20 protein-coding genes are annotated in these 23,037 nt (G+C 59.6%); 3 read left to right on the top strand and 17 right to left on the bottom strand.

Annotated features, from left to right (window positions below; all coding sequences use genetic code 11):
* Window positions 1-2: 2 nt before the first annotated feature.
* The 5 genes from GAO09_RS25075 to iolG all read right to left on the bottom strand — a co-directional run bounded on the left by GAO09_RS25075 (window position 3) and on the right by iolG (window position 5,149).
* Window positions 3-1,127 (bottom strand): Gfo/Idh/MocA family protein, encoded by a 1,125-nt coding sequence (locus tag GAO09_RS25075; RefSeq protein WP_153358910.1) that lies wholly within the window; start codon window positions 1,125-1,127, stop codon window positions 3-5.
* Between the two features lie 10 nt (window positions 1,128-1,137).
* A complete protein-coding gene (locus GAO09_RS25070) occupies window positions 1,138-1,917 on the bottom strand; it encodes an ATP-binding cassette domain-containing protein (protein WP_153358908.1) in 780 nt (259 codons plus the stop codon).
* A gap of 3 nt (window positions 1,918-1,920) precedes the next feature.
* Window positions 1,921-3,027 carry an ABC transporter permease gene (locus GAO09_RS25065; protein WP_153358906.1) on the bottom strand — a complete coding sequence of 369 codons (1,107 nt, stop codon included), beginning with the start codon at window positions 3,025-3,027 and terminating at the stop codon, window positions 1,921-1,923.
* Between the two features lie 65 nt (window positions 3,028-3,092).
* Complete coding sequence (locus GAO09_RS25060; RefSeq protein ID WP_153358904.1) at window positions 3,093-4,016, bottom strand: sugar ABC transporter substrate-binding protein; 924 nt, start codon at window positions 4,014-4,016, stop codon at window positions 3,093-3,095.
* 143 nt (window positions 4,017-4,159) lie between these two features.
* Complete coding sequence (gene iolG, locus GAO09_RS25055; protein ID WP_324185478.1) at window positions 4,160-5,149, bottom strand: inositol 2-dehydrogenase; 990 nt, start codon at window positions 5,147-5,149, stop codon at window positions 4,160-4,162.
* A gap of 167 nt (window positions 5,150-5,316) precedes the next feature.
* On the opposite strand from iolG, the gene GAO09_RS25050 reads away from it, so the two are divergent.
* On the top strand, window positions 5,317-6,339 hold the full coding sequence (locus tag GAO09_RS25050; protein ID WP_153358901.1) for a LacI family DNA-binding transcriptional regulator: 1,023 nt from the start codon (window positions 5,317-5,319) through the stop codon (window positions 6,337-6,339).
* Window positions 6,340-6,382: 43 nt separating this feature from the next.
* Here GAO09_RS25050 and GAO09_RS25045 read toward each other — a convergent pair whose 3' ends face one another.
* The 8 genes from GAO09_RS25045 to GAO09_RS25010 form a co-directional block, all read right to left on the bottom strand.
* Complete coding sequence (locus GAO09_RS25045; RefSeq protein ID WP_153358899.1) at window positions 6,383-7,816, bottom strand: amidohydrolase family protein; 1,434 nt, start codon at window positions 7,814-7,816, stop codon at window positions 6,383-6,385.
* A gap of 75 nt (window positions 7,817-7,891) precedes the next feature.
* Window positions 7,892-9,238: an aspartate aminotransferase family protein gene (locus GAO09_RS25040; protein ID WP_153358897.1), complete on the bottom strand. Its 1,347-nt coding sequence runs from the start codon at window positions 9,236-9,238 to the stop codon at window positions 7,892-7,894.
* A gap of 100 nt (window positions 9,239-9,338) precedes the next feature.
* Window positions 9,339-10,934: an ABC transporter substrate-binding protein gene (locus GAO09_RS25035; protein WP_209018838.1), complete on the bottom strand. Its 1,596-nt coding sequence runs from the start codon at window positions 10,932-10,934 to the stop codon at window positions 9,339-9,341.
* A gap of 86 nt (window positions 10,935-11,020) precedes the next feature.
* Window positions 11,021-11,917, bottom strand: a complete 897-nt coding sequence (locus GAO09_RS25030) for an ABC transporter permease (RefSeq protein WP_153358895.1) — start codon at window positions 11,915-11,917, stop codon at window positions 11,021-11,023.
* Window positions 11,914-12,852, bottom strand: coding sequence for an ABC transporter permease (locus GAO09_RS25025; RefSeq protein ID WP_153358893.1), 939 nt, complete (start codon window positions 12,850-12,852; stop codon window positions 11,914-11,916). The genes GAO09_RS25030 and GAO09_RS25025 overlap by 4 nt, the downstream gene beginning before the upstream one ends.
* Window positions 12,849-14,477: an amidohydrolase gene (locus tag GAO09_RS25020; RefSeq protein ID WP_153358891.1), complete on the bottom strand. Its 1,629-nt coding sequence runs from the start codon at window positions 14,475-14,477 to the stop codon at window positions 12,849-12,851. The genes GAO09_RS25025 and GAO09_RS25020 overlap by 4 nt, the downstream gene beginning before the upstream one ends.
* Window positions 14,478-14,565: 88 nt before the next feature.
* Window positions 14,566-16,179 (bottom strand): amidohydrolase, encoded by a 1,614-nt coding sequence (locus GAO09_RS25015; protein ID WP_153358889.1) that lies wholly within the window; start codon window positions 16,177-16,179, stop codon window positions 14,566-14,568.
* Between the two features lie 43 nt (window positions 16,180-16,222).
* Window positions 16,223-17,185 carry a 2-hydroxyacid dehydrogenase gene (locus GAO09_RS25010; RefSeq protein WP_153358887.1) on the bottom strand — a complete coding sequence of 321 codons (963 nt, stop codon included), beginning with the start codon at window positions 17,183-17,185 and terminating at the stop codon, window positions 16,223-16,225.
* 352 nt (window positions 17,186-17,537) lie between these two features.
* Here GAO09_RS25010 and GAO09_RS25005 point away from each other — a divergent pair, with 352 nt between their 5' ends.
* Window positions 17,538-18,257 (top strand): GntR family transcriptional regulator, encoded by a 720-nt coding sequence (locus tag GAO09_RS25005; protein WP_153358885.1) that lies wholly within the window; start codon window positions 17,538-17,540, stop codon window positions 18,255-18,257.
* Window positions 18,258-18,580: 323 nt separating this feature from the next.
* Here GAO09_RS25005 and GAO09_RS25000 read toward each other — a convergent pair whose 3' ends face one another.
* Window positions 18,581-19,561 carry a 3'-5' exonuclease gene (locus GAO09_RS25000; RefSeq protein ID WP_410769080.1) on the bottom strand — a complete coding sequence of 327 codons (981 nt, stop codon included), beginning with the start codon at window positions 19,559-19,561 and terminating at the stop codon, window positions 18,581-18,583.
* A gap of 234 nt (window positions 19,562-19,795) precedes the next feature.
* On the opposite strand from GAO09_RS25000, the gene GAO09_RS24995 reads away from it, so the two are divergent.
* Window positions 19,796-20,257 carry a hypothetical protein gene (locus tag GAO09_RS24995; RefSeq protein WP_153358881.1) on the top strand — a complete coding sequence of 154 codons (462 nt, stop codon included), beginning with the start codon at window positions 19,796-19,798 and terminating at the stop codon, window positions 20,255-20,257.
* A 78-nt stretch (window positions 20,258-20,335) separates the two neighbouring features.
* Here the strand turns inward: GAO09_RS24995 and GAO09_RS24990 are convergent, their stop codons facing one another.
* Genes GAO09_RS24990 through GAO09_RS24980 form a run of 3 tightly spaced genes read right to left on the bottom strand, consistent with a single transcriptional unit; the run spans window position 20,336 to window position 23,037 of the window.
* Window positions 20,336-21,934, bottom strand: coding sequence for a hypothetical protein (locus GAO09_RS24990; protein ID WP_153358879.1), 1,599 nt, complete (start codon window positions 21,932-21,934; stop codon window positions 20,336-20,338).
* Window positions 21,931-22,758 (bottom strand): type III secretion system export apparatus subunit SctT, encoded by an 828-nt coding sequence (gene sctT, locus GAO09_RS24985; RefSeq protein ID WP_153358877.1) that lies wholly within the window; start codon window positions 22,756-22,758, stop codon window positions 21,931-21,933. Before sctT ends, GAO09_RS24990 begins: the two co-directional genes overlap by 4 nt.
* Window positions 22,759-22,767: 9 nt before the next feature.
* Window positions 22,768-23,037 carry an EscS/YscS/HrcS family type III secretion system export apparatus protein gene (locus GAO09_RS24980; protein ID WP_153358875.1) on the bottom strand — a complete coding sequence of 90 codons (270 nt, stop codon included), beginning with the start codon at window positions 23,035-23,037 and terminating at the stop codon, window positions 22,768-22,770.

Raw genomic sequence — 23,037 nt, 5'->3', positions numbered from 1 at the left:
GCTCACCCTTTCATGCTGATGCTGCGGCCGCTGGAGGCGGCCATGGCGTGGATGATCTTTTCGATCTCCAGCCCGTGCGCGAAATCCGGGCCCGCATTCGGGCCGCCGGCGATCGCGGCCAGCAGATCGCGAGCCTCCACCACCTTCTGTTCGTTGAAACCAAAATTGTGTCCGGGCGCTGGGCAGAAGGCCGCAAAATCCGGCTGATCAGGGCCGGTCAGGTGACGCGTGAAACCGGCCTCGCCCACACGGTGAACCCACAACTCGTTCATGTTTTCCTGATCGAAAACGATCGTGCCATCGCTGCCATGTACTTCCCATTGCAGCCGGCATTTGCGGCCCCGCGCCACGCGCGATGTGGCAAACGAACCCTGTGCACCGGAGGCAAAACGCAACATCGCCAGCGCGCTATCCTCGTTTTCGACCGGTTTTGGGCCATTCGGCGAAGGCCGCGTGGGTACGGCCACCTGGGTCTGCGCGACAATTTCCGTCACCGGTCCCATCAGCGCCAGCATATGGCTCACGAGGTGGCAGCCGAGATCGCCGAGCGCGCCCAGCCCGCCACCTTCGTGAGTCATCCGCCAGGACCACGGGAGGAGCGGATCGGCGGAATAATCCTCGTCATAAACACCTCGGAAGGCGAGCGGATTGCCAATCGCGCCATCGCGGATCATCTTGCGCGCCGATTGGAAGGCTGGGCTTCTGAGATAGTTGTAGCCCAGCATGGTCATTTGGCCCGGATGAGCGGCGGCGGTCGCTGCCATCGCCTCGGCATCGGCCAGCGTCAATGCCATCGGTTTTTCCAGCCAGACATGTTTGCCGGCCTTCAGCGCCGCCTCGGCCATCGGCCAGTGCATGCCGTTGGGGGCGGTGATGGAGACCACATCCACCTTCGGATCGTTGACCGCCTCTTCCCAATTCGCGGTGGCGCGGGCAAAACCGAATTGTTCGGCAAATTTTTGCGCACTTTCCAGCGTGGCATCGGAGAGGATTTCCAGCCGGTGATGCGCGCCGCCGAACACTGCGGCGACATTGCGCCAGGCCATGGCGTGGCATTTGCCCATGAAACCGGTGCCGATCAGCGCGATGCCGAGCGGACGATCCGGGAGAGTTTTGGTCTGTACCATAAAAAATGCCTCAGATGGTTCCGCCGAGCGAGCCTTCGAGCGCGGCCATTTCCTGACCGCCTGCCATCAGGTCCTGCAACTGCGCCGCATTGATCTCACCGCGTGTCGCAGTGCCGAGCGTCTGTCCGCGATTGAGCACCGTGAAACGGTCGCCCACCGCCATCGCGTGACGGACATTGTGGGAAATGAAGACGACGCCGATACCCTGTTCACGCACGCGGTTGATGGTGGAAAGCACATTGGCCGTCTGGCGCACACCGAGCGCCGAGGTCGGTTCGTCCAAAATCAGCACCTTGGCGCCGAAATAGACCGCTCTCGCAATTGCCACCGTCTGCCGTTCACCGCCCGACAGCGTGCCGACGGCCTGATCGGGACCACGCAGGTTGATGCCCATCTTGCGCATCTCGGCCATGGTGATCTCGTTGGCGGTTTCGATATCGAACCGCTTGAAGATGCTCCTGCCCTTGGTCGGCTCGCGCCCCATGAAGAAATTGCGCGTGACCGACATCAGCGGGATCATTGCCAGATCCTGAAAGACGGTGGCGATACCGGCTTCCATTGCATCACGCGGGCTGCCGAAGGAAAGCGGCTTGCCTTCGAAGGTGATCGAACCTTCGGTCGGCTTGTGAACACCCGACATGGTCTTGATGAAGGTGGATTTGCCGGCGCCGTTATCGCCCAGCAGGCAGTGGCATTCGCCGGCGCGAAGGTCGAAGGTCACACCGTTGAGCGCGATGACATTGCCATAATGCTTCTTGATGTTTTCCATATGGATGATCGGTGCGGACATCTCTTAGCGCTCCCCGGTCACGCGTCGGCGGATGACGTTGTTGAAAATGACGGCGAGCAGAAGCATGGCGCCGAGAAACACCTGGAACCAGTCCTGATCGAATTTGGTGTAGGTCAGGCCAATCGTGACCATGCCGAAAATGATGGCACCGAAGAATGCGCCGATGGCAGAACCGTAGCCGCCGGTCAGCAGGCATCCGCCGATGACAGCCGCAATGATCGCCTCGAATTCCTTCATGAAGCCACGGCGCGCATCGGTGGAGCCGGCATCGATGACGGTGATGATGGCAACAATGGCGGCAGCCGTCGCCGTCAGCATGAACAGCGAAATCTTGACGCGGCGGACAGGCACGCCCGAATTCTGAGCGGCGAGGGAATCGCCACCGGTCGCAAAGATCCAGTTGCCGATCGGGGTGCGCAGGAGAATGTAGGTGGCGATCGCGGCAAAGGCGATGAACCAGAGGATTTCCACCGGAATGCCCGGCACTTTTGGCACGCCTGATTTGAAACTGTCGACGATGCCGGCTTCCGCCAGCCAACGCATCAGGAAACCAAAGGCGTCGCCGGAAAAGATCGGCGCCAGGAAATCACCTTCGACCGCTTCGCGAATACCGCGCAGCTGGGTCGAGCCACCGGTGAAGAGTTTCAGGCCAACGAGCGCTGCACCTCGCAGCACGAACAGGCCGGCCAGCGTGACGATGAACGACGGCAGGCCAGTACGCAGCACGATCATGCCGTTGGTTGCGCCGAGGGCGGCGGCGAGCGCTAGCGTCAGCGGAATGGCGATGACGAGCGGCATTCCGACATTGACGACAAACACGCCAAACACCATGCCGGCAAAGGCGACCATGGAGCCGATCGACAGGTCGAACTCGCCGCCGATCATCAGCATGGCGGCGGCAATGCCGAGAATACCGAGCTGGGCGGCGGGCGTCATGAAGTTCATCACGCCCGACAGCGTGAACATCGTGCTGTCAGCGGTGATCATGAAGAAGATGGTGACGAGGACCACACCCCCGATTGCGCCGAGTTCCGGCCGTTTCATGAGTTTCGTAAGAAAAGGCTCGGCCTTGATGCGCTCGTCGCTATGCGCCAGCGTGTCTGTCGACATGATCTGTCTCCTGGAGGCGGTGGCCGGGCCGCGGCAAAAGCTGCGGCGGCCCGGAGGAGGTGTGCTTAGCGGATGCCCTTGGAGGACAGGTCGATCACCTGCGCTGCAGTTTCCTTGGTCACGAGGTTCGGGCCGGAGGCTACATCACCGCCGGGCATCAGACCGTATTGTGCGTGGAGCGCCAGGAAGGAGACCGGCAGATAGCCCTGCAGGTATTGCTGCTGGTCGATCGAAAACGCAGCCTTGCCGTCGGCGATATATTTCAGGAAGCCGGCGGACATGTCGAAAGTGGAAATCAGCACGTCAACGCGGCCGAGTGCCTGTGCAGCCTTGACCGCCGGTTCACCAACCAGCGAGGCGTTGAGCGACAAGAGGACATTGACGTCCTTGTCGGATTCCAGCGCTGCGCGCACCTTGGATTCCACTTCGGTCGGATCATTGCTGGTTGGCAGAACCTTCACTTCCTTGCCAAACCCTTCGGCAAAACCGGCGCAACGCTGGTCGAGCGACACGTTGCCGACCTCCTGGTTGACGCAGATGGCCTTCTTGCCGCCCATTTCGGCAAGCTTGGCACCGGCAACCTTGCCGGCATCGAATTCGGACTGGCCGACATGCAGTTTGGCGCCGAGCTTGTGCGCGACATCCGAGCCGGAATTCATCGAGATGACCGGAATGCCGGCATCGACGGCGCGCTTGATCGCCGGGCCGAGCGCATCGCCGTCCGGGATCGAGACGACGAGACCATCGGGATCCTGATTGACGGCGGCATCGATCAGCTGGCCCATGGCCACCATGTCAAAAGTTTCCGGCGAACGGAACTCGACATTGACGCCGGTATCCTTGGCGGCCTTTTCGGCACCGTTCTTGACCACCGACCAGAACGGGTCGTTGGCCTGACCGTGTGCGACGACGATGATATCGGTGGCGAGCACCGGGGTGGCGGCGGCAACGAGCGCAATCGTTGCTGCGGCTGCAAGCAATTTCTTCATGACTTCCTCCCAGTTGAATACCGGAACGCCACTCCCAGGCGCTCCGTCATCCGGTCATGCGGGACCGGCTCCGAAAGCCCGCGGCACACTCCCCTGCTCCGCGGCAATCCTTTTTGCGCCGGCATAGGCCGGCGCGGTACTGATCAGGCCAGCGAAACCGGCTGGCCGGATTTCACCGAAGCGGTTGCGGCTTCTGCGAGCGCCAGCGCTGCAACACCATCCTTCAGCGACACCGGAATGGCAGCGCCATCAAGAACGGCGGCAACGAAGGCCTCCCATTCCGCCGCATAGGCGCGCATGTAGCGCTCGAGGAAAAAGAACTCCGGCTTGGCGCTCACCACGCCCTGCTTTGTCGCCTTCGACACCGTGTTCTCCAGCACGTTACCGGCAGACAGCAGGCCTTCGGAACCCAGAATTTCGACACGCTGGTCATAACCATAAACAGCACGACGGCTGTTCTTGATCACGGCGATACGGCCATCAGCATAGGTCAGCGTCACCACTGCGGTATCGACATCACCGGCCTTGCCGATTTCGGGATCGACGATCGAGGTGCCGACGGCATGTACCGTTTTCGGCACTTCTCCCATCAGGAAATTCGCCATGTCGAAATCGTGGATCATCATGTCGCGGAACAGGCCGCCGGACACTTTGACATAGGAAACAGGTGGCGGCGCCGGATCGAAGGACGTGATCGACAGCAGTTCCGGCTTGCCTATTTCACCGGCAGCGATGGACGCTTTGATGGCGGAAAAATTCGGATCGAAACGGCGATTGAAACCGATCATGACCGGCACACCGGTCTTGCTGACGACATCAAGGCACGCCTGCGCCCTCTCCAGAGACAGATCGACCGGCTTTTCGCAGAGGATCGCCTTGCCAGCGGCAGCGGCTCTTTCCATCAGGTCGGAATGGGTATCCGTCGAGGTGGCGATCAGCACGGCATCGATCGAGGCATCCGACAGGATGTCCTCCGAGGTCGCAACATTTGCGCCATAGGCATCGGCCAGCGACCGGGCGGAGTCTTCGTTGACATCCGACACGGCGGCCAGCTGGCTGCGGGCGTGAGCGGCAATATTGATGGCATGCACGCGACCGATGCGGCCGGCGCCGAGCAATCCAATTTTAAGCACTGTTATCCTCCCGAAAGGCAGCTCCCGACCGCCTCGAATTTGAACATTGCAAGTTTTGCTCCCGCGAGCAATAGACATTTGCACGCGGGAGCAAAATTAAATTCAGAGAGCCCGAAAAAACCGCTATGTATGAGCGAACCGATCCAAGCCGGATTCGGGAGACTGCGATGCCGGATGAAAAGAAGCCCGCCTTTGCGGGCAATATCACTGCCGACGATGTGGCAGCCGAGGCAGGCGTCTCGCGCTGGACGGTGAACCGCGCCTTTCGCAAGGATGCATCGATCTCGTCAAAAAGCTTGGAAAAGGTGCGCATCGCCGCCGAGCGGCTGGGTTATGTGCCGGATCTGCGCGCCGCCAGCCTCGCGTCTGATCGCTCCAATCTCGTGGCCTTGCTGATTGATGACTTTGCCAATCCCCACAAATTGGTGATGATGGAGAGGCTGACGCGCATTCTTCGCCGCGAAGGCTGGGATATCCTTCTCGTGAACACGCTCGACCGGGCGGATGCAGGCCATGCCCTTCTGAATGCCAGCCAGCGGCGCGTCGATGCTGTCATCCTTATCGGCATCCAGTTCGATGATGATGTGCTGGACACCGCCCTTCATGCCCGCCGCTTTCGAAAACTGATCATCTTTGCCCGCACCTCGCGCAATCCGAACACGATCTCGATTGCCGTCGATGACGTTCATGCGATGCGGGAAATCGCAAATTACGTGCACGAGCGCGGTTATCGACGCCCGATGTTTCTGGCGGGTCCACGAACGTCGTCCGCGCATCTGCTGCGAAAGGAGACGTTTGTCGATTACTGGCGCCAGCATTTTGGCAGCGAGCCGGAAACGGTAGCAGTCTCCGCTTACGATCCTGAACTGGCGGCCAAGGTGGTCGAAACCACGCTTTCGGCGCGAAAGAAAGCAAGCTTGCCGGATATTCTTGTCTGCGAGAACGACGCGCTTGCCATAGGCGCCACGGATGTGATCCGCCATAAACTCGGCCTGCGCATTCCGGAAGACATCGCCATTACCGGGTTTGACGACGTGCCGCAGGCAGAGGGCGCCAATTATCGCCTGACCACGTATCGGCAGCCGCTGACGGACATGGCCGAATATCTCGTCGAGGTATTGGACAGTCGGGAAGATCGCGATTTCGACCGGCTTTTCCGGGGAAAACTGACGGTGCGCGAAAGCGCCTGAACGTCGCGCCCCCCGTCGATATCACACGATGATCGACATCCGCTTACGCACGAAACGCCCGATAACTGTCTGGCGAAAGGGTATCGATATCGCGATGCGCCCAGTCCTGGTGGTGCATGTTGGCCCACATGTGCTCCGCGCCCTTTTGCAGATCAGCGGTGATTGCCTTGATATCGAAGCCCGGGACAATACGATCTTTCATGATGAATGTGCCATCCACCATCGAGGCATTCAGGTCTTCCGGCTGTGCCGAATAGACGATGTTGCGGACGGGATCGCGCATCGGCGTCATGAACAGGCTGGCGCCTTCCCAGAAGAGAAGATCGGCCTTGGCGCCTGGCGCAATGCGACCGAGATCATCACGACCGAGCGATTTGGCGCCGGCCAAGGTTGCCGAATTGAAGACATCGGCGGCAGTTGCCACCTCCGTGCGCCGGTCCATGATTTTCGAGATGACCGCCGTCCAGCGCAGGGCTTCGATCATGCTTTGCGGGGATGTGTCAGTGGCAAGCGTCATGTTGATGCCGCGCGCAAGGTATTTCGAATAGCTTTCCATGGCGATGCCTCGGCGGGCAAAAACCCAGACCGCATGCGCGACATTGGTGGCGGTATCGGCCAGTATGCTCAGGTCGTCGGCATGATAATTCACCCAGCTGGAGCCGCCCGGCATGATGGCATGACCGAGAATGACGTCATTGCCGAGGAAACCGATCTTCTCCAGCCACTCGATCGGTGAGCAGCCGTTGCGACGGACCATTTCCTGAAACTCCGGCACCGATTGCGACACATGCAGCGCCGCCGGCACTTTCAGCTCATTGGCGACCTCGCGCGTACGGCGCAGCAGTGCTTCGGAGCAGGTATCGACCTGGGCCGGTGTCAAAAAACCCTTGATACGGCCATCGGCACGGCCGTCGATCTCGTGGATGAAATCGACGGCCTTTTTCATCGCCGCTGCGCCGTCGTCTTCCAGCCATTCATATTTCACGCTGCGGCCATCGTCCGTGTACCAGCGACCGGAGCGGTAGAATTCGCCGATATAGGCGCGCAGGCCGGCCTTTTCCGTCTGTTCGGCGACATAACGTCCGCTCAAACCCATCTCGACGACGGTTGTCGTGCCGGTGCGGATCAGTTCGGGCATGGAGGCGCGGATGGATGCCTGTCTCGCCTCCTCGGTGATTGCGCCATTTCGAGCGGTCAGGAATTCGAACAGGCCGGAGAGATAGAAATTGCGCGGGCCGCGATCCTCCACGAAGGAGCGATCGAAAAACCCTTCGCTGATATGGGTGTGGGTGTTGATGAACCCCGGCGTGACGATCTTGTCGGACGCATCGATAAACTCGTCGGCATCGCCCTCGAATTCACCACCGCCGACATGCACGATGTAATCATCCTCAATGACGATAGTACCATTGCGGAGATTACGGTGCCCACCATCCTGAAAGGCGATGACATGGCCTGCACGAATGACTTTCCTCATGAGGTAGACTCCCTGCAACAGATGTGGCGAAAACCTCGCGCCGGTGGCGCGCGAGGTTTGTAAAGGTCGGGGTTGTCAGGCCTGTTCGGCGGCAACCAGATCGAGCGCCTTGCGGGCAACGGCAAACATGTCGTTGATCTGTTCTTCGGTGATGATCATCGGCGGGCAGAAGCAGATGGCATCGACGATGCCACGAATGATCAGGCCTTCTTCCTGCATCCGGTCGGCAACTTTCGTGCCCATGACACCGGCCTTTTCGGCAGGCTTCAGTTCAAGCGCGCCGAGCAGGCCGATGCCGCGCCAGGACGAGACAAGCGGATGTTCGGCAAGGTCTTCCAGACCCTTGAGGAACATCGGCGACAGGTGCTGAACATTGCCCAGCAGATCACGCTCCTCGATGATCTTCAGGTTTTCCAGCGCAACCGCTGTGACGACCGGGTGTCCGGAGGCGGTGAAACCGTGACCGAAGGAACCGATACGATGGGATTCATCGGCGATAACCTGATAGAGCTTGTCGTTGATGACGATGGCCGACAGCGGCAGGTAGGAGGACGAAAGCTGTTTCGACAGGACGAGGATGTCCGGCACGATGTCGTAGGTTTCGCAGGCAAACATTTTGCCGGTACGGCCAAAACCGCAGATCACCTCGTCGGCAACCAGAAGGATGTCGTATTTCTTGAGGATCTTCTGCACGCCTTCCCAATAACCCGCAGCCGGGATGAGAACGCCACCGGCACCCATGACCGGTTCACCCCAGAAGGCGGCAATGGTTTCCGGGCCTTCCTTAAGGATCAGGTCTTCCAGTTCCTGCAATGTGCGTTCCGTGAACTCGGCTTCCGTCTCGCCATCCTTGCCGAAATGCGGATAGGACGGGCAGGACGTGTGGATCATCCGGTCGAGCGGCAGATCAAAACTTTCGTGGTTGCGCGGCAGGCCGTTGATTGAGGCGGCGGCGATCGTCACACCATGATAGCCCTTGATGCGACCAATGATCTTCTTCTTGTCCTTGCGGCCAAGTGCATTGTTATAATACCAGACCAGCTTGACGGAGAGATCGTTGGCCTCCGAGCCCGACGACGCAAAATGCACTTTCGACATTTCGAAGGGCATCATCGACAGGATCTTTTCCGCGAGATCGACCGAGGGGCTGTGCGTCTTGTAGTTGAAGATGTGGTAATAGGGCAGCTTTGCCATCTGCTCATAGGCGGCCTTGGCAAGACGCTCCTCGCCGAAACCGACAGCGACGGACCAGAGACCGGCAAGACCCTCGATATAACGCTTGCCATTGTTGTCGAAGACATAGATGCCCTCGCCGCGCTCGATGACGAGCGAGCCGGTTTCCTCGTGCTTGCGCATGTCTGCAACGGCCGGCATCTGTGAGCGGATATCGCGCGCCTCGATCGAGTTCGGGAGCATGTTCATTCTCTTGACCTTTCGTGCTGCACGGCCCCTTGCCGTCGCAGTGATTTTGCGGGGTAAAGGCACCCGGTCGCGGCATCGCACGACCGGGTGCGATTGCGGGTTATTCCTTGAATTCCAGATCGAGGCCCTTGTAATAGGCCGCACCATAGATCGGATGCGCCTTCATGGGCTTCAGCTTGTCGGTCTGAACGATGACGATAGGCGCATGATAGAGCGGCAGCCAGTTGACCGCCTCATGCACCTTGTAAAGCACCTGACCAAAATCCTTGGCGCGCTCGGCATTGGATGTCGCGGCCGAACCGGCAACCAGAAGCGCATCCGTTTCCGGGTCTTTCCAGTTGGTACGGTTGGGGGCCGGTGTATTGGCGGAACGGAAATAGAGGTTCATCGCGTCACCCGCCGAAAAATACGGGTAGCCCATGGTGAACATGTCGAATTCCTGGGTGGCAAGCTTGCCCCAGACGACAGTGGCATCAAAAGTCTGGATCTGCAGATTGACGCCGATTTTCAACAGTTCGGCCTGCACCTGCTGCATGATGTTCACCCACTGGCCATTGAAGCTGTAGAGAACCGGTGCGAGCTTGACGCCGTCCTTTTCGCGAATGCCGTCCGAGCCGACCTTCCAGCCGTCCTGATCCAGCAGGCTTTTGGCCTTTTCCGGATCGAAATCCTTGATCACGGCCTTGTCGACATCCTTGCTCCAGTCCAGCGTGTCCTCGGTAATGTAGGTATAGGCCGGATCAACAGTGCCGTAGAGCTGGTCCTCAACGAGGGCGACGCGATCGACCGCGTAGTTGATCGCCTGGCGGACGGCGAGATCCTTGACGGTCGGCTTGTCGATTTTGAAGCCGACGAAATAGGTGTAGCGGGCCGATTGCGACTTGCTCGACACGAAGCCCGGCATGGTTTCGAACTGCTGCAGCGCGATCGGCGGCACATAATTCGAGACATCAGTCTGACCGGTCATCAGAGCGGCCGTCAGCGTGTTTTCCTCGCCGATGATAGACCACGTGACGCGCTCGACCTTGGCCGGCCCCTTGTTCTCGTAGATCTCCGGCCCCCACGTATAGGCCTCATTGCGGGTCAGAACCATCTTGTCGCGCGGCGCCCACTCACCCCAGCAATAGGGACCGGTGGCATTCATGCCCTTGACGCCGAAATCGGGGCCAAGCGTTTCGACGGATGCCTTGTCGACGATCACGGAAAAGCTCTGGGTCAGCTGGTAAAGCAGCTCGGAATAGGGCTTTTTCAGCTTGTACTGCACGGTCACCGGATCGGTCGCGGTGATGCTTTCCACTTCACCGGCACGCCAGCCCACCGGCGATTTGGTAGCCGGATCGATCCAGCGTTTGAAGCTGTAGACCACATCGTCCGCCGTCATCGCCCTGCCGTCGCAGAATTTCACGTCATCTCGCAGGTGAAACGTGTAGGTCAGGCCGTCGGCCGAGACATCCCAGCTTTTGGCGAGGCCCGGATGCAGCGTCTGCATGTCGTAGTCGATCGTGACCAGTGTATCGGCGAGCATGAACAGCACTTCGGCAGCGGCCGTCGCCGTCGTCTTGTGCGGGTCGTAATTGTTGCTGTCGATGCGGCGTGAAATATTGACCTCCTGCGCGAGCGCAAGCGTGCCGAATGTCAGGGTGACGGCGGTGGCGAGAGCCGCTGTCATCATACGTCGGTGGCGTTTCATAATCATGGCAATGGCTCCTTGCTGGGATAGGGGACATGTCAGGCGATCGAAATGCATGCGGTTCGTTTTCGAGGGGGCGTCAGCCGCCCCACTCAGGTTTTGAGGCGTGGATCGAGCACATCCCGCAGCGTGTCGCCGATCACATTGGCGGCCATCACGATGATGAGGATGAGAACGGAGGGAATGACCGCGATATGCGGTGCGAACAGGAAGAAGTCGCGTCCCTGTGCTGCCATCATGCCGAGTTCGGCAACCGGCGGGCGGGCGCCGAGACCAAGAAAGGACAGCGACGCGGCGATCAGGATCAACTGGCCGAAACGCAGGCTGAGAAAAATCAGCACCGAGGAAATGCAGTTGAGCACGAGATAGCGCGAAAAGAGCTGCGGATCGCGAATGCCGAGCGAACGACCGGCGGTAATGAATTCCTGCCCCATGATGCCAAGGCCGATGCCGCGTGCCACACGGGCGCAATCGGGAATGGTGGAAATGATCAACGCCAGCATGATGGGTGTTGCCCCCTGCCCCATGGCCGCGACCAGTGCCAGTCCAAGAAGAATGGCCGGCAGCGACAGGAGGATGTCCGACAGACGCATGATCCACGGATCAAGCGAGCGGTAGAAAGCCGCGAGCAGGCCGAGGAAGGAACCGAGAACACCGCCGATCGCAACGGATGCAAGGCCGATCAGCAGCGTCAGGCGCGTGCCGTAGAGAAGCCGGCTCAAGATATCGCGGCCCTGCGGGTCGGTTCCAAGCAGATATTCCATGTTGCCGCGTGCCGCCCATGCCGGCGGCAACATGGTGCGCCGCGAACTGGCATAGGGATCGTAGGGCGCAAGCAAAGGTGCAAAAATGGCGGCAAGGCAGATGAGCAAAAAGATGGTGATGGCGAGGAGCGCTGCGGGGTCGCGAAGGAACCGTCTCCACCATGCCGAATTGGCCGGTGCCTCCGATGTCGTCGTGGCTTTCCCGTTCGATACGATTGCACTCATCTGCTCACCCTTGGGTCGAGGACCGAATAGAGGAGATCGACGATCAGGTTGATCGCAATGAAGGTGACGGCCATGGCAAGGATGCAGCCTTGGGCAATGGTGAAATCACTCGACAGAATGCCGCCGACCGCAAGCCGGCCGATCCCCGGCCAGGAATAGATCGTCTCCGTCACCACAGCGCCGCCGAGCAGGTATCCGGTCTGCAGGCCGACCAGCGTGACGACCGGGATCAGCGCATTGCGCAACCCATGGCGGAAAACGACGGTTCGTTCCGGCAGGCCTTTGGCGCGGGCGGTGCGGACGTGATCGAGTTCCAGCACTTCCAGCACCGAGGACCGGGTCATGCGGGCGACGGGGCCGATAAAAACCATGCCGAGCGACAGTGCTGGCAGAAAGATGTGGCTGAGACCATCGAGCGTCCACAGCGGCCCACCACGCCCGACAAAGGGAAACAGCCGAAACGTGACACCGAAAAGCTGGATGAGGATCAGGCTGATGAAGAAGACCGGCAAGGAGATGCCGGCGACCGACAGGGCCATGATGGCGCGATCGACAAGAGAGCCGCGACGCATGGCGGCAACCGTGCCCATGGTGATGCCGAGCGGGATAGACCAGATCAGGCAGGCCAGCATCAGTTCGATGGTCGGCACGATGGCGGTCGCCAGCTCCTCGATCACCGGCTTGTTGGAGATCATCGAACGGCCGAGATCGCCGACCAGCACGCGTTCCAGATACATCCAGAACTGGACAAGCATGGGCTGATCGAGCCCCATGGATTTGCGGATTTCGGCGACGACATCGGGCGGGGCCGTCGGGCCAGCGAGAACGACGGCCGGATCACCCGGCACCATTTGCAGAAGCAAAAAGCCGAAGGCAAGGACGCCTAACAGAACCGGGATCGCCAGTCCGAGGCGACGCAGGATCAGCGAAATCATGACGACACCTCCCCTCTGACATAGACCACCTTGCCGCCGAGCAGGGTCATCTCGCAGGTAGTGTCAAGGATTTCGGATGGTGCAATTTCGAAGAGGTCCTGCGAGAACACGGCGATATCGGCGAGTTGCCCCGCCACCAGCCGGCCCTTGAACGCTTCATCATGCGCAGCATAGGCGGATTCCAGCGTGTAGGCGTTGAGCGCCTCTTCCATGGTGAGCGCCTGATCGGCGCCGAGCACGGTGCCCTTGTCGGTGGTGCGGGTGACCATGGCATAAAGGCCGGCAAAGGGATTGAGCGGCGTGACCGGGCAATCGGTGGAGGCCGAGGGACGCAGGCCCGCATCGATCCAGGTGCGCATCGGATAGGCGAAGTCGGAAGCCTCTTTACCCCTCGCCTCGATATACTGATCACCGAAATAATAGATGAAATCGGGCTGCGGTGCCGGAATGACGCCAAGCTCGACCATCGTGGCGATCTGTTCGTGGCTGAGCCAGCCGCAATGCTCGATGCGGTGGCGGCGGTCGTTTGCCGGATTGGCAGACTGCGCGGCTTTTATGGCATCGAGAATCCGGTCGATTGCCGCGTCGCCGATGGCATGCACCGCCATCTGGTAACCGAGATCATGCGCGCGCTTCACCAGCACGTCGGTCTCGTCCTGCGTCAGGCAGAAAAGCCCGTATTCGTCGCGTGTTCCCAGATAGGGCGTCTTCATCGCGGCCGTCTTGCCGCCGATACTGCCATCGACAAAAATCTTGACCTGACGCAGCCGCAACATGTCGTCGCCCTGCCCGGCGACATACCCTTCCTCGGTCGCCTGTTCGAGGATGTTGCGTTCCTTGTCGCCGATCAGGCACATGGATACACGCACCGGCAGACGGCCGGTTTGTTTTGCCGTTTCGTAGGCCTGAAATTCCGTCCAGCCATGGTTCATGCCGACGGCAGCATCCATGGTCGAGGTGATGCCGTAACTCAGCATCCTTTGGCCACCGGCCTCAATCGCCTCGACATACTCTTCCAGCCCGGGCACCGGCATCTGTTCGGCAACCGGCTGGCGCGCGTTTTCCGCCAGAAGCCCGGTCAGTTCGCCGTCGGCGCGGCCGATGGTGCCACCATCCGGGTCCGGCGTATTGTGACCGATGCCGGCAAGTTTCAAGGCAACCGAATTGGCAACGCCGACATGGCCGCAGGCACGCACCACATAAACCGGATTGTCGGGCGCGACCTCATCCAGTTCGCTACGGGTCGGGTGGCGGTTTTCGGAGAGCTTGGAATGGTCGTAACCGCGGCCGATGATCCACTCCCCCGGCTGGCGGGATTTTGCCGCCTCGGCCACCTCCCCCAGAAGTGCACCGACGGAGGTGATCTTGCGCGGGTTGAGATCGAGGTTTTTCAGACCAAGACCGAAAGCTGCGAGATGGGTATGGACGTCGTAAAAACTCGGGGTCGCAAGCCGCCCCTCAAGCGCGATCACCTCGGTCTGCGGACCGGCAAGCGTCGCCATCTCGGCGGCTGAGCCGGAGGCCAGTACCTTGTCCCCAAGAATGGCGAGCGCCTCGGCGAAACCTTCCTTCTGACCGAGCCAGATCTTGCCGCCGGTCAGGATTACGTCTGCAGTTGTCGTCATCGGGCCTTCCATTCTCTTGTATCGCGTGATCGATGCAGGGCTCCGGACCCGCCGCAGCGGATCCTTCATGGCAAGGTTCAAAGGCGCCTCAGGCGCGATAGACGACCTCCCCGCCGAGCAGGGTCATCAGGCATTTGGCCGACAGAAACGCTTCCGGTTCGACGCTGAAAAAGTCGGTGTCAAAGACTGCGATATCGGCCAGTTGTCCGGGGATCAGCCGTCCCTTCCGCTCCTCGTCATGCACGCCATAGGCCGCTTCATAGGTGTAGAGATGCAGCGCCTCAGCGACGGAAAGCGCCTGCGCCGTTCCGAGCGGTTTGCCGGTATCGGACTTGCGGGCGACCATGGCGTAGAGGCAGGGCATCGGCTCTGGCGCGGTGACCGGGCAATCGGTCGAGGCGGACGGATGCAGGCCTTCGTCCAGCCAGGTCTTGAACGGATAGCAATGCTGCGGACGTTCTGAACCGAGGATGGTGTAATAGCCTTCGCCGAAGAAATAGAGGAAGGAGGGCTGGCCAGCCGGGATGACGCCCATCGCCTTCATGCGCGGCAGGTCTTCCGGCACATGCCAGCCGCAATGTTCGATACGGTGACGACGGTTCGGATCGGGCATTTCCGCATAGGCCTTTTCATAGGCATTCAGCACCATGGAAATGGCGGCATCGCCGATCGCATGTGGCGCGATCTGGTAACCCATGCGGTGGGCCTTGAGCGTCAGTTCGTCGGTCTGTTCCTGCGTGAGGCAGCGCACACCGTAATTGCTGCTATCGTTTTCGTAAGGGATGGAGAACCACGCCGTGCCGGCACCCGCCGAGCCATCGGTGAAAAATTTGACCGGGCCGATGCGAAAGATGTCGTCACCGGCGCCCGTTACCAGCTCCTTGGAATAGGCATAGTCGAGGATATTGCGCTCGAGATCGCCCATTAGCGTACCGGCGACGCGGATCGGAATGCGGTTGTCCTTGCGGGCGGTCAGATAGGCATCGAGTTCGACCGTGCCGACCGTCAGGCCGATCGCCGCCTCCATGATCGAGGTGACACCGAGGCTCAGGAGTTTTTTGCCGCCGCGCTCGATCGCATCGACAATGTAGCTTTCGGTCGCGGCCGGCATGACGGCACGCACGGCATCGCGGGCGTTTTCGAACAGGATGCCATCCGGTTCACCGTTCTCGCGGCGAATTTTCCCGCCGAACGGTTCCGGCGTATCGCGATCGATGCCGCCCGCCTTGAGGGCCACCGAATTGGCCACCGTCGTATGACCGCAGGTGCGAGTGATGAAAACCGGATTGTCGGGAGAGACGGCATCGAGATCGTATTTGGTCGGATGGCGCAGATCGCTCAGCTTGTCATGATCGTAACCGCGCCCAAGAATCCATTCGCCGGGTTTTGCCTTGGCGACCGCATCCTTCACCAGATCGACGATCGCCTGCACGCTGGTGACGCCGGCTGCCGGTCTCAGATCCAGTTCGACAAGGCTGATGCCATAGTGATGAAGATGCATGTGAGCATCATTGAGACCGGGGGTCGCCAGCCTGCCTTCGAGATTGATGATCTCGGTTCCGGGACCAGCCAGTGCTATCATCTCTGCCGTCGTGCCGGTGGCGAGGATCTTGTCGCCGTCTATTGCGATCGCTTCGGAAAACCCTTCCTTGAGGCCGCACCAGATCTTTCCGTTCATCAGCAGGCGAGTGGGCATTGTCATGCTTTCGGTCCTTTATGAAATCGAGATTGGAATGTTTACAAATTCAATATCCGGCTTCCCTGTTGACGAGACCCGGCGGCAGGCGGCCCTCGCGAAGGGCAGCAAAATTTTCCAGAACCTGCCGAAGCACTTCGGCGGGTGACGTGTCCGATGCCTTGTGCGGCGTGACCATGATTTTGGGATGAGACCAGAAGGGATGATCTACTTCGGGCGGTTCCTGACGGAAAACGTCGACGCTGGCGCCGCTTAAGTGTCCGCTGTCGAGAGCAGACAGAAGATCATCCTCGATCATGTGCTCGCCGCGTCCCATCTGCACCAGTGCTGCGCCCTTGCGCATCCGCGCGAAGAAATCGTGGTCCAGAATATCGCGCGTCGTGTCGGTCAGCGGCAGGATATTGACGAGAATATCGGCCTGCGCGGCAACCGTGTGAATGGCGTCAGGCCCGGCAAAGACCTCGACGCCATCCGGCACGACTTCGGAGACTACAGACACGGAATTGCGCGCGACGACCACGCGAAACCCCATGGCGGCGATTGCCATCGCGCATTTCCTGCCCATCAGCCCATAACCGAGAACACCGACCGTGACCGACCCCGGCGCCTGCGGGCGAAAACTGCGATCCCAGACATGGCGGGCCTGATTGGCGATATAATCGCCCATGCGCCGGTGGTGCCAGATGACCTGGAACGCGGCAAAACCGGCCATCAGATCGGCTTGGGAATGGTCCCGCACGCGGGTGACGACCGTATCCTGTCGCAATGAAGGGCAGGCCAGAATGCTGTCGACGCCGGCTGCGATCGACGACACCATTTTCAGGTTCGGATAGGCATCAAACGCCTTGCCCTCCGGCCGCCATGCCAATGCGATTTCTATCCGCTCGGGATTAGAAACTTCTTCCGGCCGAACAACACGAACCGCCTGATCCTCGCCGGGCGCGAACAGCTGCGCCAGATCAAATGTCTGCGACAGCGCAACGATCTCGATGGTCGGTACTGATGACGTCATGCTCACAGAACCCGCCCATCACATCGGTGGGACGAACATGCGAATTCTGAATGGGCGCTACCGGCCAAATTGATGCCGACAAAAAGGCAACAAGCCAAGCGCAGTCCGGCCCTTTCGGCCGCCCCGTTCGGTTTCGTCACGTCTATTCCCCGTATTATTTTGCGCTGCGCAATTTCTGAACAGCGATCAATTTGCGGGCATGATACCGGCATGAAACGCACTGTCAATCGTCGACAATCGACAAATGACAATCTATTCTTCTATCAGTCGCGTTCGGACTTTGGTGTCCACCATCAAAGACGGAATGCTGAAATGGTAAGACCGTGGCCCACAGGTAAAGGATTTCCAAAAGATGTTTCGAGTGCTGGAGCAGGCCGATTTGCCAAGCCGCATCGCCGATCAGGTGCTTCAGGCAATTGGAGATGGCCTGCTGAGGCCGGGGGAGCGGGTGACCGAAGCTCGTCTGGCCACACAAATGGGAACATCGCGCGCGCCGGTGCGCGAGGCTTTGCGGCTGCTTGAAAGTCAGGGCCTCATCGTTTCACATCCGCGGCGCGGTTTTTTCGTCAAGAGCTACAATGCCGATGAACTGGCCGAGACGTATGATCTGCGTCAGTGTCTGGAACTGCATAATGCCGAGGCGCTTGTCACCCGCATGACGGATGCCGATCTGCAGCGACTGGAAGCGCAGGTCGAGCTGCTGAAGACGCTCGGCGCCGAAGGCCGATCGCAGGAACAGGTCGTCGAAGACTACGCATTTCACCGCATGCTGTGCGAGATCGGCGGCAACTCACGCATTTTGCGACTGTTCGATCAGATCGCCACCGAACTGCGTTCGGGTATAGCGCTTGTCGGGCGAATTTACGACGATCCCGTCGAACTGGCGCGCTCGCATGACCCGATCATCGAGGCGTTGCGGCGGCGCGACGCAACACGTCTGCGCGAGGAACTTCGCGAACACCTGCGCGATGCCAGTACTCATGTGATCGACATCTATCGCAAATGGCCGGGGACGCCGCAGGAGGAGCTTCCGGGGCATCCGCTTGAAGACGGGCCAAAGGCCGCCCGATAAAAGTGGCAGACTGTTCGGCTGAGGCTTTACTTAAGGCATGGCTGGAGAGGGAGACCCAAAACGAAAAAGCCTGCCGCGGGAGGAGGTGCGGCAGGCTTTTCGAAAAGATTGAACAGCGACTGGGAGGAGGAGTGCCGCTGTTCCCTCAGGCTTCCTTGGGAGGAGGAGTAGGTCGCCTGAAACCCGAAGCTCTGCGGGAGGAGGTGCATCGCTTCGTTGGATGTAGTTATACAGCTTTCTGGAAATCTCGTTAGATACCCAACTGCAGCCCAGCCATGCGTCTGGCGCATTGATGTCGCGCAATGCCTGCCGAAAAAACGGCCTCATGCCCGAAATCGGTCGAACGCTGTCAGGTGCTTGATCGGAGGATCGGCATCCGGATAACGATAGATGTCGGACCGGAGATAGGAAAGTTCGTTGTCCAGCGCTGTTTCATCCACCTCGATCCACCAGGATTTCGGGCGGCCGTCACTGCCATCTGACCACCGGTATCCGCGTGCCTTGAGATGATCCTTCATATCGAACGGGCTGTGCTCGGCAAAAATCCTAGCTCGCGATCTTTGACTTGATCGATAAAGCTCCGCGAATGGCGACAAGACATCGTGTTTTGCGCTGCGATCCAGAACTTCCAGCAGGGCAAAACAGTCATCGACTGCACGGTGCCCGTCATGGAAAAAGCCGGCCTGCCCGATGAGGTATCCGAGCTTTGTGCCCTCAAACCCGCGCGCCGACCAATCGATCTCCGCATTCGAGCATGCCCATGCCTTGCTCGCGAATACGGGCGACAGAGCCTCACAGAAAGGGCGGTCGAAACCGGCATTGTGCGCGATGACGAGATCGGCCGGCCGTATCATGGCATCCACCGTCTCCAGATCAATTCGCTGCCCCGCCACCATTTCATCGGTTATGCCGGTTAGCCTTGTAATCTCGGAGGGGATGGCAATGCCCGGCTGCTGCAGCGCGCCATAGACACCCGTGATATCCCCGATGCATCCTTGCTCATCGAAGGTGAAGGCAATGATGCCGATCTCGATCACCTCGTCCCTGCGATGGTTGAGACCGGTCGTTTCCGTATCGAGTATGACACCCTTCAGCAGAAATTGAGGCCTGATCTCGGAAGCAATCTGACGTGGCACAAGTTTTTTCAGGATACGGTAACGCCCGGTATCCACCAGATGCGCCACCATCTCCTTCTCGTTGAGGCCTCGACCCACTGGCCGTTTGGGCGGAAGGTCGATGGAAGTGTCTGTTTCGGCGGTAGGGCCATCTGAAAACATATCGAATTGGGTGGGCATGCCGGGCATATTTTGTCGCATCATGAGCCGCGCTCTATCAGAATCGCGAGCGCGCGTCATTCTTGCCGTGACAACCTCTGGATATTTCAATCAAGCGCTGTGTCCGAAACACCTGCTTGCACGGCATGATGCTTCCCGGCGAACCCTGAGCTTAGAACCTGATGCGCCAACAGCCGCTTTCACACCAGCGTCACGCGCGTGGTTAATAAACTGCTTCGGTTTCAAGCCAAGGGAAGGGTTTTTATGTCTATCACTTTGCCAGCCAATGTTTCAGCAACATCCCAGACCAACAATACGGCCTCGTTCGAGCAGAAGCTCAATGCCGCAAAATCCAGTCAGGTTCTGGTCGAATATCTGAAGGAAAGCGGCAAGTCCGCAATCAACGAACAGGAACTTGCGGCTCTCGCCAACAACACCAATGGCAATGTCTCGTCCGAAGTATCGGCCGCGGCATCCTACATGGTCCGTCACGAAGACGTTTTCACGGCCATCGAAACCCATGACGTGGCCGGCGAAGATGGCCTTTCCGGCGTCTGGAACCTCGAATGGGCCGCCGCCGGCGGTCTAGAAGGCTCCTCCGTGGAGGCCATCGCCGCCATGACGGAAGCCTTCGACCGCGCCATCGGCGCCTCGGCTAAGATCACCGAGATCACCACCGAGAGCAAGACCGATCTCGACGCCACCAAGCAGCGCGCCCAGAACTGATTCTATCGACCTCAATATGCCGGCGATGCACATGGGATCGCCGGCATATGCTTTCCGGTTATGGCACTGACGAGCAGATCAGGCCTGCATGTCGTCATCGCCAAAATTGATGACGTCCGGTGCCACGGCCATGACGAACTGGCCGTTGAGAAAGCTCAAAAGGCGCTGGAACGCTTGCCCCTGCCTTTCCATCGCTTGAAAATTTTCAAGCGCCGTCCATCCTGCTCCCAGCATCAGCGCATTGTTTTCCAGCTCGCAAAGATCGGCGAGAAACGCCGCTCTAGGTGCGGAAAAGCCGATATCGGTCAGGCTCAGCCGCACCATGTCGAGCGTCACATTTTCGTCGCCAGTCGTTGATGTGGTCACCGCCTGGCGAATATCGCGCAGGGCAGTCCTGCTGCCTGCGATCGAGGCAAACACGCTGGAGCTGTTGAGGAAGTGGCTGCGAACCTCATCCAGTTTCGGATCAAGCGTGAAGACGGCCAGATCGCAAACGGCGCGAAAGGCATCCAGCCCCGCCTGTTCCAGCCGCTCCAGTTTGAGGGACATGTCCTCCAGCAAGCTGTTTTTCTCGTTTATGAGCGCGATCAGGCGGGCAATCGCCTTGTCCTCCCCCATCTCCCGCCATGACAGCCATTGCAGGCAAAGCGGCCCGGCCTGCTGCAGCAGATCGGCATAGGCGGCATCGATCCGTGCGCCGAGATCGGCAAATGCCGAGACCATGAGTGCGACCAGCGTTTTCGCCCGCGACGGGTTTTCGTCGTGATGCGCAAGATCGGCCGCGACCGCAAGAACCAGCCGCAAGCCAGCCCCGACGGCAATCGTCCGCGCCAGACCGGAAAAGACCGTGTTGTCATTCTGATTGGCAGGCGACAGAACGATGGCAGAAATATCCTGCAGGAGACGGATCGAAGGCGGCTGACGTGGATCCTTGTCGATGGCAGCCGCAACATGGGCAAGCACGAGTGCCAGCTTGGCATCGCGCGGCTTTTTGTCTGTTACATCGACGGAATTTTCGGCGAGAACTGCCTGCTCGACAAGCCGGGCGATGACAGGTGCTGCTTTATCGATCAGAACTGAAACCTGTTCGGCGGATAGCGAACGCGTTGCTGCGTGCAGTTTTTGTGCAGCAACAACGGGACCTGAGGTCGTCAACCCATGCTCGATAACGGCTGTAGCAGTTAACGCCGCCTCTCCGCTGCCCATATCGGATGCCCCCGGCGACAGCGCGACCTCTGACACGACCTGCCAGTCCGCGATCGCGGCACGCACGGGCAGCGAGGCGGCCTGCCCTACATCGCTTCTGGCGGCGGCGGCACGAGCAGAGAACTCACCTGTCAGCGTATCCAGAGGTTCGCCGCTCTCGGCATCAATCACAGATGGCAATGACAGGAGACTGGCTTCCGGATCTTCACCGTATTGTTCGACATTCAACGACTCGTAGCGTGTCGAGGACGCATCCCACCCGACGGATGCCCGTTGCAGAAGATCTGCAGGTCCGCTCAAAGTCGAAAGGGCAGTGCCATTTGACAACATCTGGCGAACATGGCCGTCGGAAGCACCATGCTCCTTTTCCAGATCCTCGATGTCCGTCCAATTCTTTTGACTGACACTTTCGGAAAAGGTCTGGCTGAGGCTCAGAAGCCCATCAAGCGTTGGCAGAATCGGATTGTTCATGAGGCCCCCTCACCGCTGGTGACAAAACCACGCAGAATTTCAAACGTGCCCTTCAGCGCGCCCATCTGATCGAGCAGCAAAGGCACCATGAAACTCAGGTAGAGCACCATCAGAAACGAAAACATCAGGTTCTTCACGGCCAAGGATAGATCGAAGACATGAAGCTGTGATGCCATGCGCGACAGAAAAGCCATCATGATATCGACGATCAGGATGGCAATCACCAATGGCGCGATGATGAGGACACCGATCTGCATGATGCGGTCGAGCACCTTCAGAATGCCAATGAATGCAGAGGGATCGAGCACCGGTGAAAAGCTGGCGGCCGGCCAGAGCTGATAGCTGCGATAAAACCCGTCGAGCAGCAGCATAAAGCCGCCGGACATGAAGAACAGCGCCAGCAGCGTGATCGTCAGCAGCGTTGCCGTGACCGACGATTCGCCGGCGGACAACGGATCGACGAGCTGCGACATGGTGGAACCGCGCTGCAGGTCGATCAGGTCGCCCGCCACTTCCGCCGCCCAGAACGGAATGCCGAAGGCAAGGCCGATCAGCGCCCCGACCACCATTTCCTTTATCAGCAGGCCGGCGAGATCAAAACTTGTCGGCTGGCCGGTGACCGCCAGTTGCTGGAAGATCGGAAAGATCATCGGCAGAGAAATCGCGAAGGCCACCGACGAACGGATGATGCCGGTCAGGCCCAGCCGCATGAAGGCGGGTGTCAGCATGATCATGCCCATCGCGCGAGCAACCGCGATCGCCGCTGCCACCAGAACGGGGTAGGCAAACTCGGTAATTGCTGCCGTGACCGCCGCAAGGTTCATCGCCTCACCCTACCGCGTCAGCGAGGCAAAATTGTCCAGCGACTGGCTGGCAAGCGCGCCCACCTGAGCGGCCAGAAGCGGACCGACAAAGATCAGCACCAGCATGACTGCCACGAGCTTCACCGCCTGCGGCAGCGTCTGGTCCTGGATCTGCGTCAATGCCTGTATGAGACCGACGGCCACGCCGATTACGATCGCGACGCCAAGTGCGGGTGCCGACACGATCAGCACCGTTACCAGTGCCCGGTTCATCTCGTTGAGAAAGATTTCCTGCCCCAT

Origin of the sequence: Endobacterium cereale, assembly GCF_009617585.1 — a bacterium.
Taxonomy (GTDB): domain Bacteria; phylum Pseudomonadota; class Alphaproteobacteria; order Rhizobiales; family Rhizobiaceae; genus Neorhizobium; species Neorhizobium cereale.
This window is presented reverse-complemented; position numbering and strand designations above follow the sequence as displayed.

Bases quoted from the DNA above. Each gene is read 5' to 3' on its own strand.
- GAO09_RS25075 (WP_153358910.1), bottom strand. From the start codon at position 1,127: ATGGTACAGACCAAAACTCTCCCGGATCGTCCGCTCGGCATCGCGCTG.
- GAO09_RS25070 (WP_153358908.1), bottom strand. From the start codon at position 1,917: ATGTCCGCACCGATCATCCATATGGAAAACATCAAGAAGCATTATGGC.
- GAO09_RS25065 (WP_153358906.1), bottom strand. From the start codon at position 3,027: ATGTCGACAGACACGCTGGCGCATAGCGACGAGCGCATCAAGGCCGAG.
- GAO09_RS25060 (WP_153358904.1), bottom strand. From the start codon at position 4,016: ATGAAGAAATTGCTTGCAGCCGCAGCAACGATTGCGCTCGTTGCCGCC.
- GAO09_RS25050 (WP_153358901.1), top strand. From the start codon at position 5,317: ATGCCGGATGAAAAGAAGCCCGCCTTTGCGGGCAATATCACTGCCGAC.
- GAO09_RS25045 (WP_153358899.1), bottom strand. From the start codon at position 7,816: ATGAGGAAAGTCATTCGTGCAGGCCATGTCATCGCCTTTCAGGATGGT.
- GAO09_RS25040 (WP_153358897.1), bottom strand. From the start codon at position 9,238: ATGAACATGCTCCCGAACTCGATCGAGGCGCGCGATATCCGCTCACAG.
- GAO09_RS25035 (WP_209018838.1), bottom strand. From the start codon at position 10,934: ATGATTATGAAACGCCACCGACGTATGATGACAGCGGCTCTCGCCACC.
- GAO09_RS25030 (WP_153358895.1), bottom strand. From the start codon at position 11,917: ATGAGTGCAATCGTATCGAACGGGAAAGCCACGACGACATCGGAGGCA.
- GAO09_RS25025 (WP_153358893.1), bottom strand. From the start codon at position 12,852: ATGATTTCGCTGATCCTGCGTCGCCTCGGACTGGCGATCCCGGTTCTG.
- GAO09_RS25020 (WP_153358891.1), bottom strand. From the start codon at position 14,477: ATGACGACAACTGCAGACGTAATCCTGACCGGCGGCAAGATCTGGCTC.
- GAO09_RS25015 (WP_153358889.1), bottom strand. From the start codon at position 16,179: ATGACAATGCCCACTCGCCTGCTGATGAACGGAAAGATCTGGTGCGGC.
- GAO09_RS25010 (WP_153358887.1), bottom strand. From the start codon at position 17,185: ATGACGTCATCAGTACCGACCATCGAGATCGTTGCGCTGTCGCAGACA.
- GAO09_RS25005 (WP_153358885.1), top strand. From the start codon at position 17,538: ATGTTTCGAGTGCTGGAGCAGGCCGATTTGCCAAGCCGCATCGCCGAT.
- GAO09_RS25000 (WP_410769080.1), bottom strand. From the start codon at position 19,561: ATGCCCGGCATGCCCACCCAATTCGATATGTTTTCAGATGGCCCTACC.
- GAO09_RS24995 (WP_153358881.1), top strand. From the start codon at position 19,796: ATGTCTATCACTTTGCCAGCCAATGTTTCAGCAACATCCCAGACCAAC.
- GAO09_RS24990 (WP_153358879.1), bottom strand. From the start codon at position 21,934: ATGAACAATCCGATTCTGCCAACGCTTGATGGGCTTCTGAGCCTCAGC.
- sctT (WP_153358877.1), bottom strand. From the start codon at position 22,758: ATGAACCTTGCGGCGGTCACGGCAGCAATTACCGAGTTTGCCTACCCC.
- GAO09_RS24980 (WP_153358875.1), bottom strand. From the start codon at position 23,037: ATGGGGCAGGAAATCTTTCTCAACGAGATGAACCGGGCACTGGTAACG.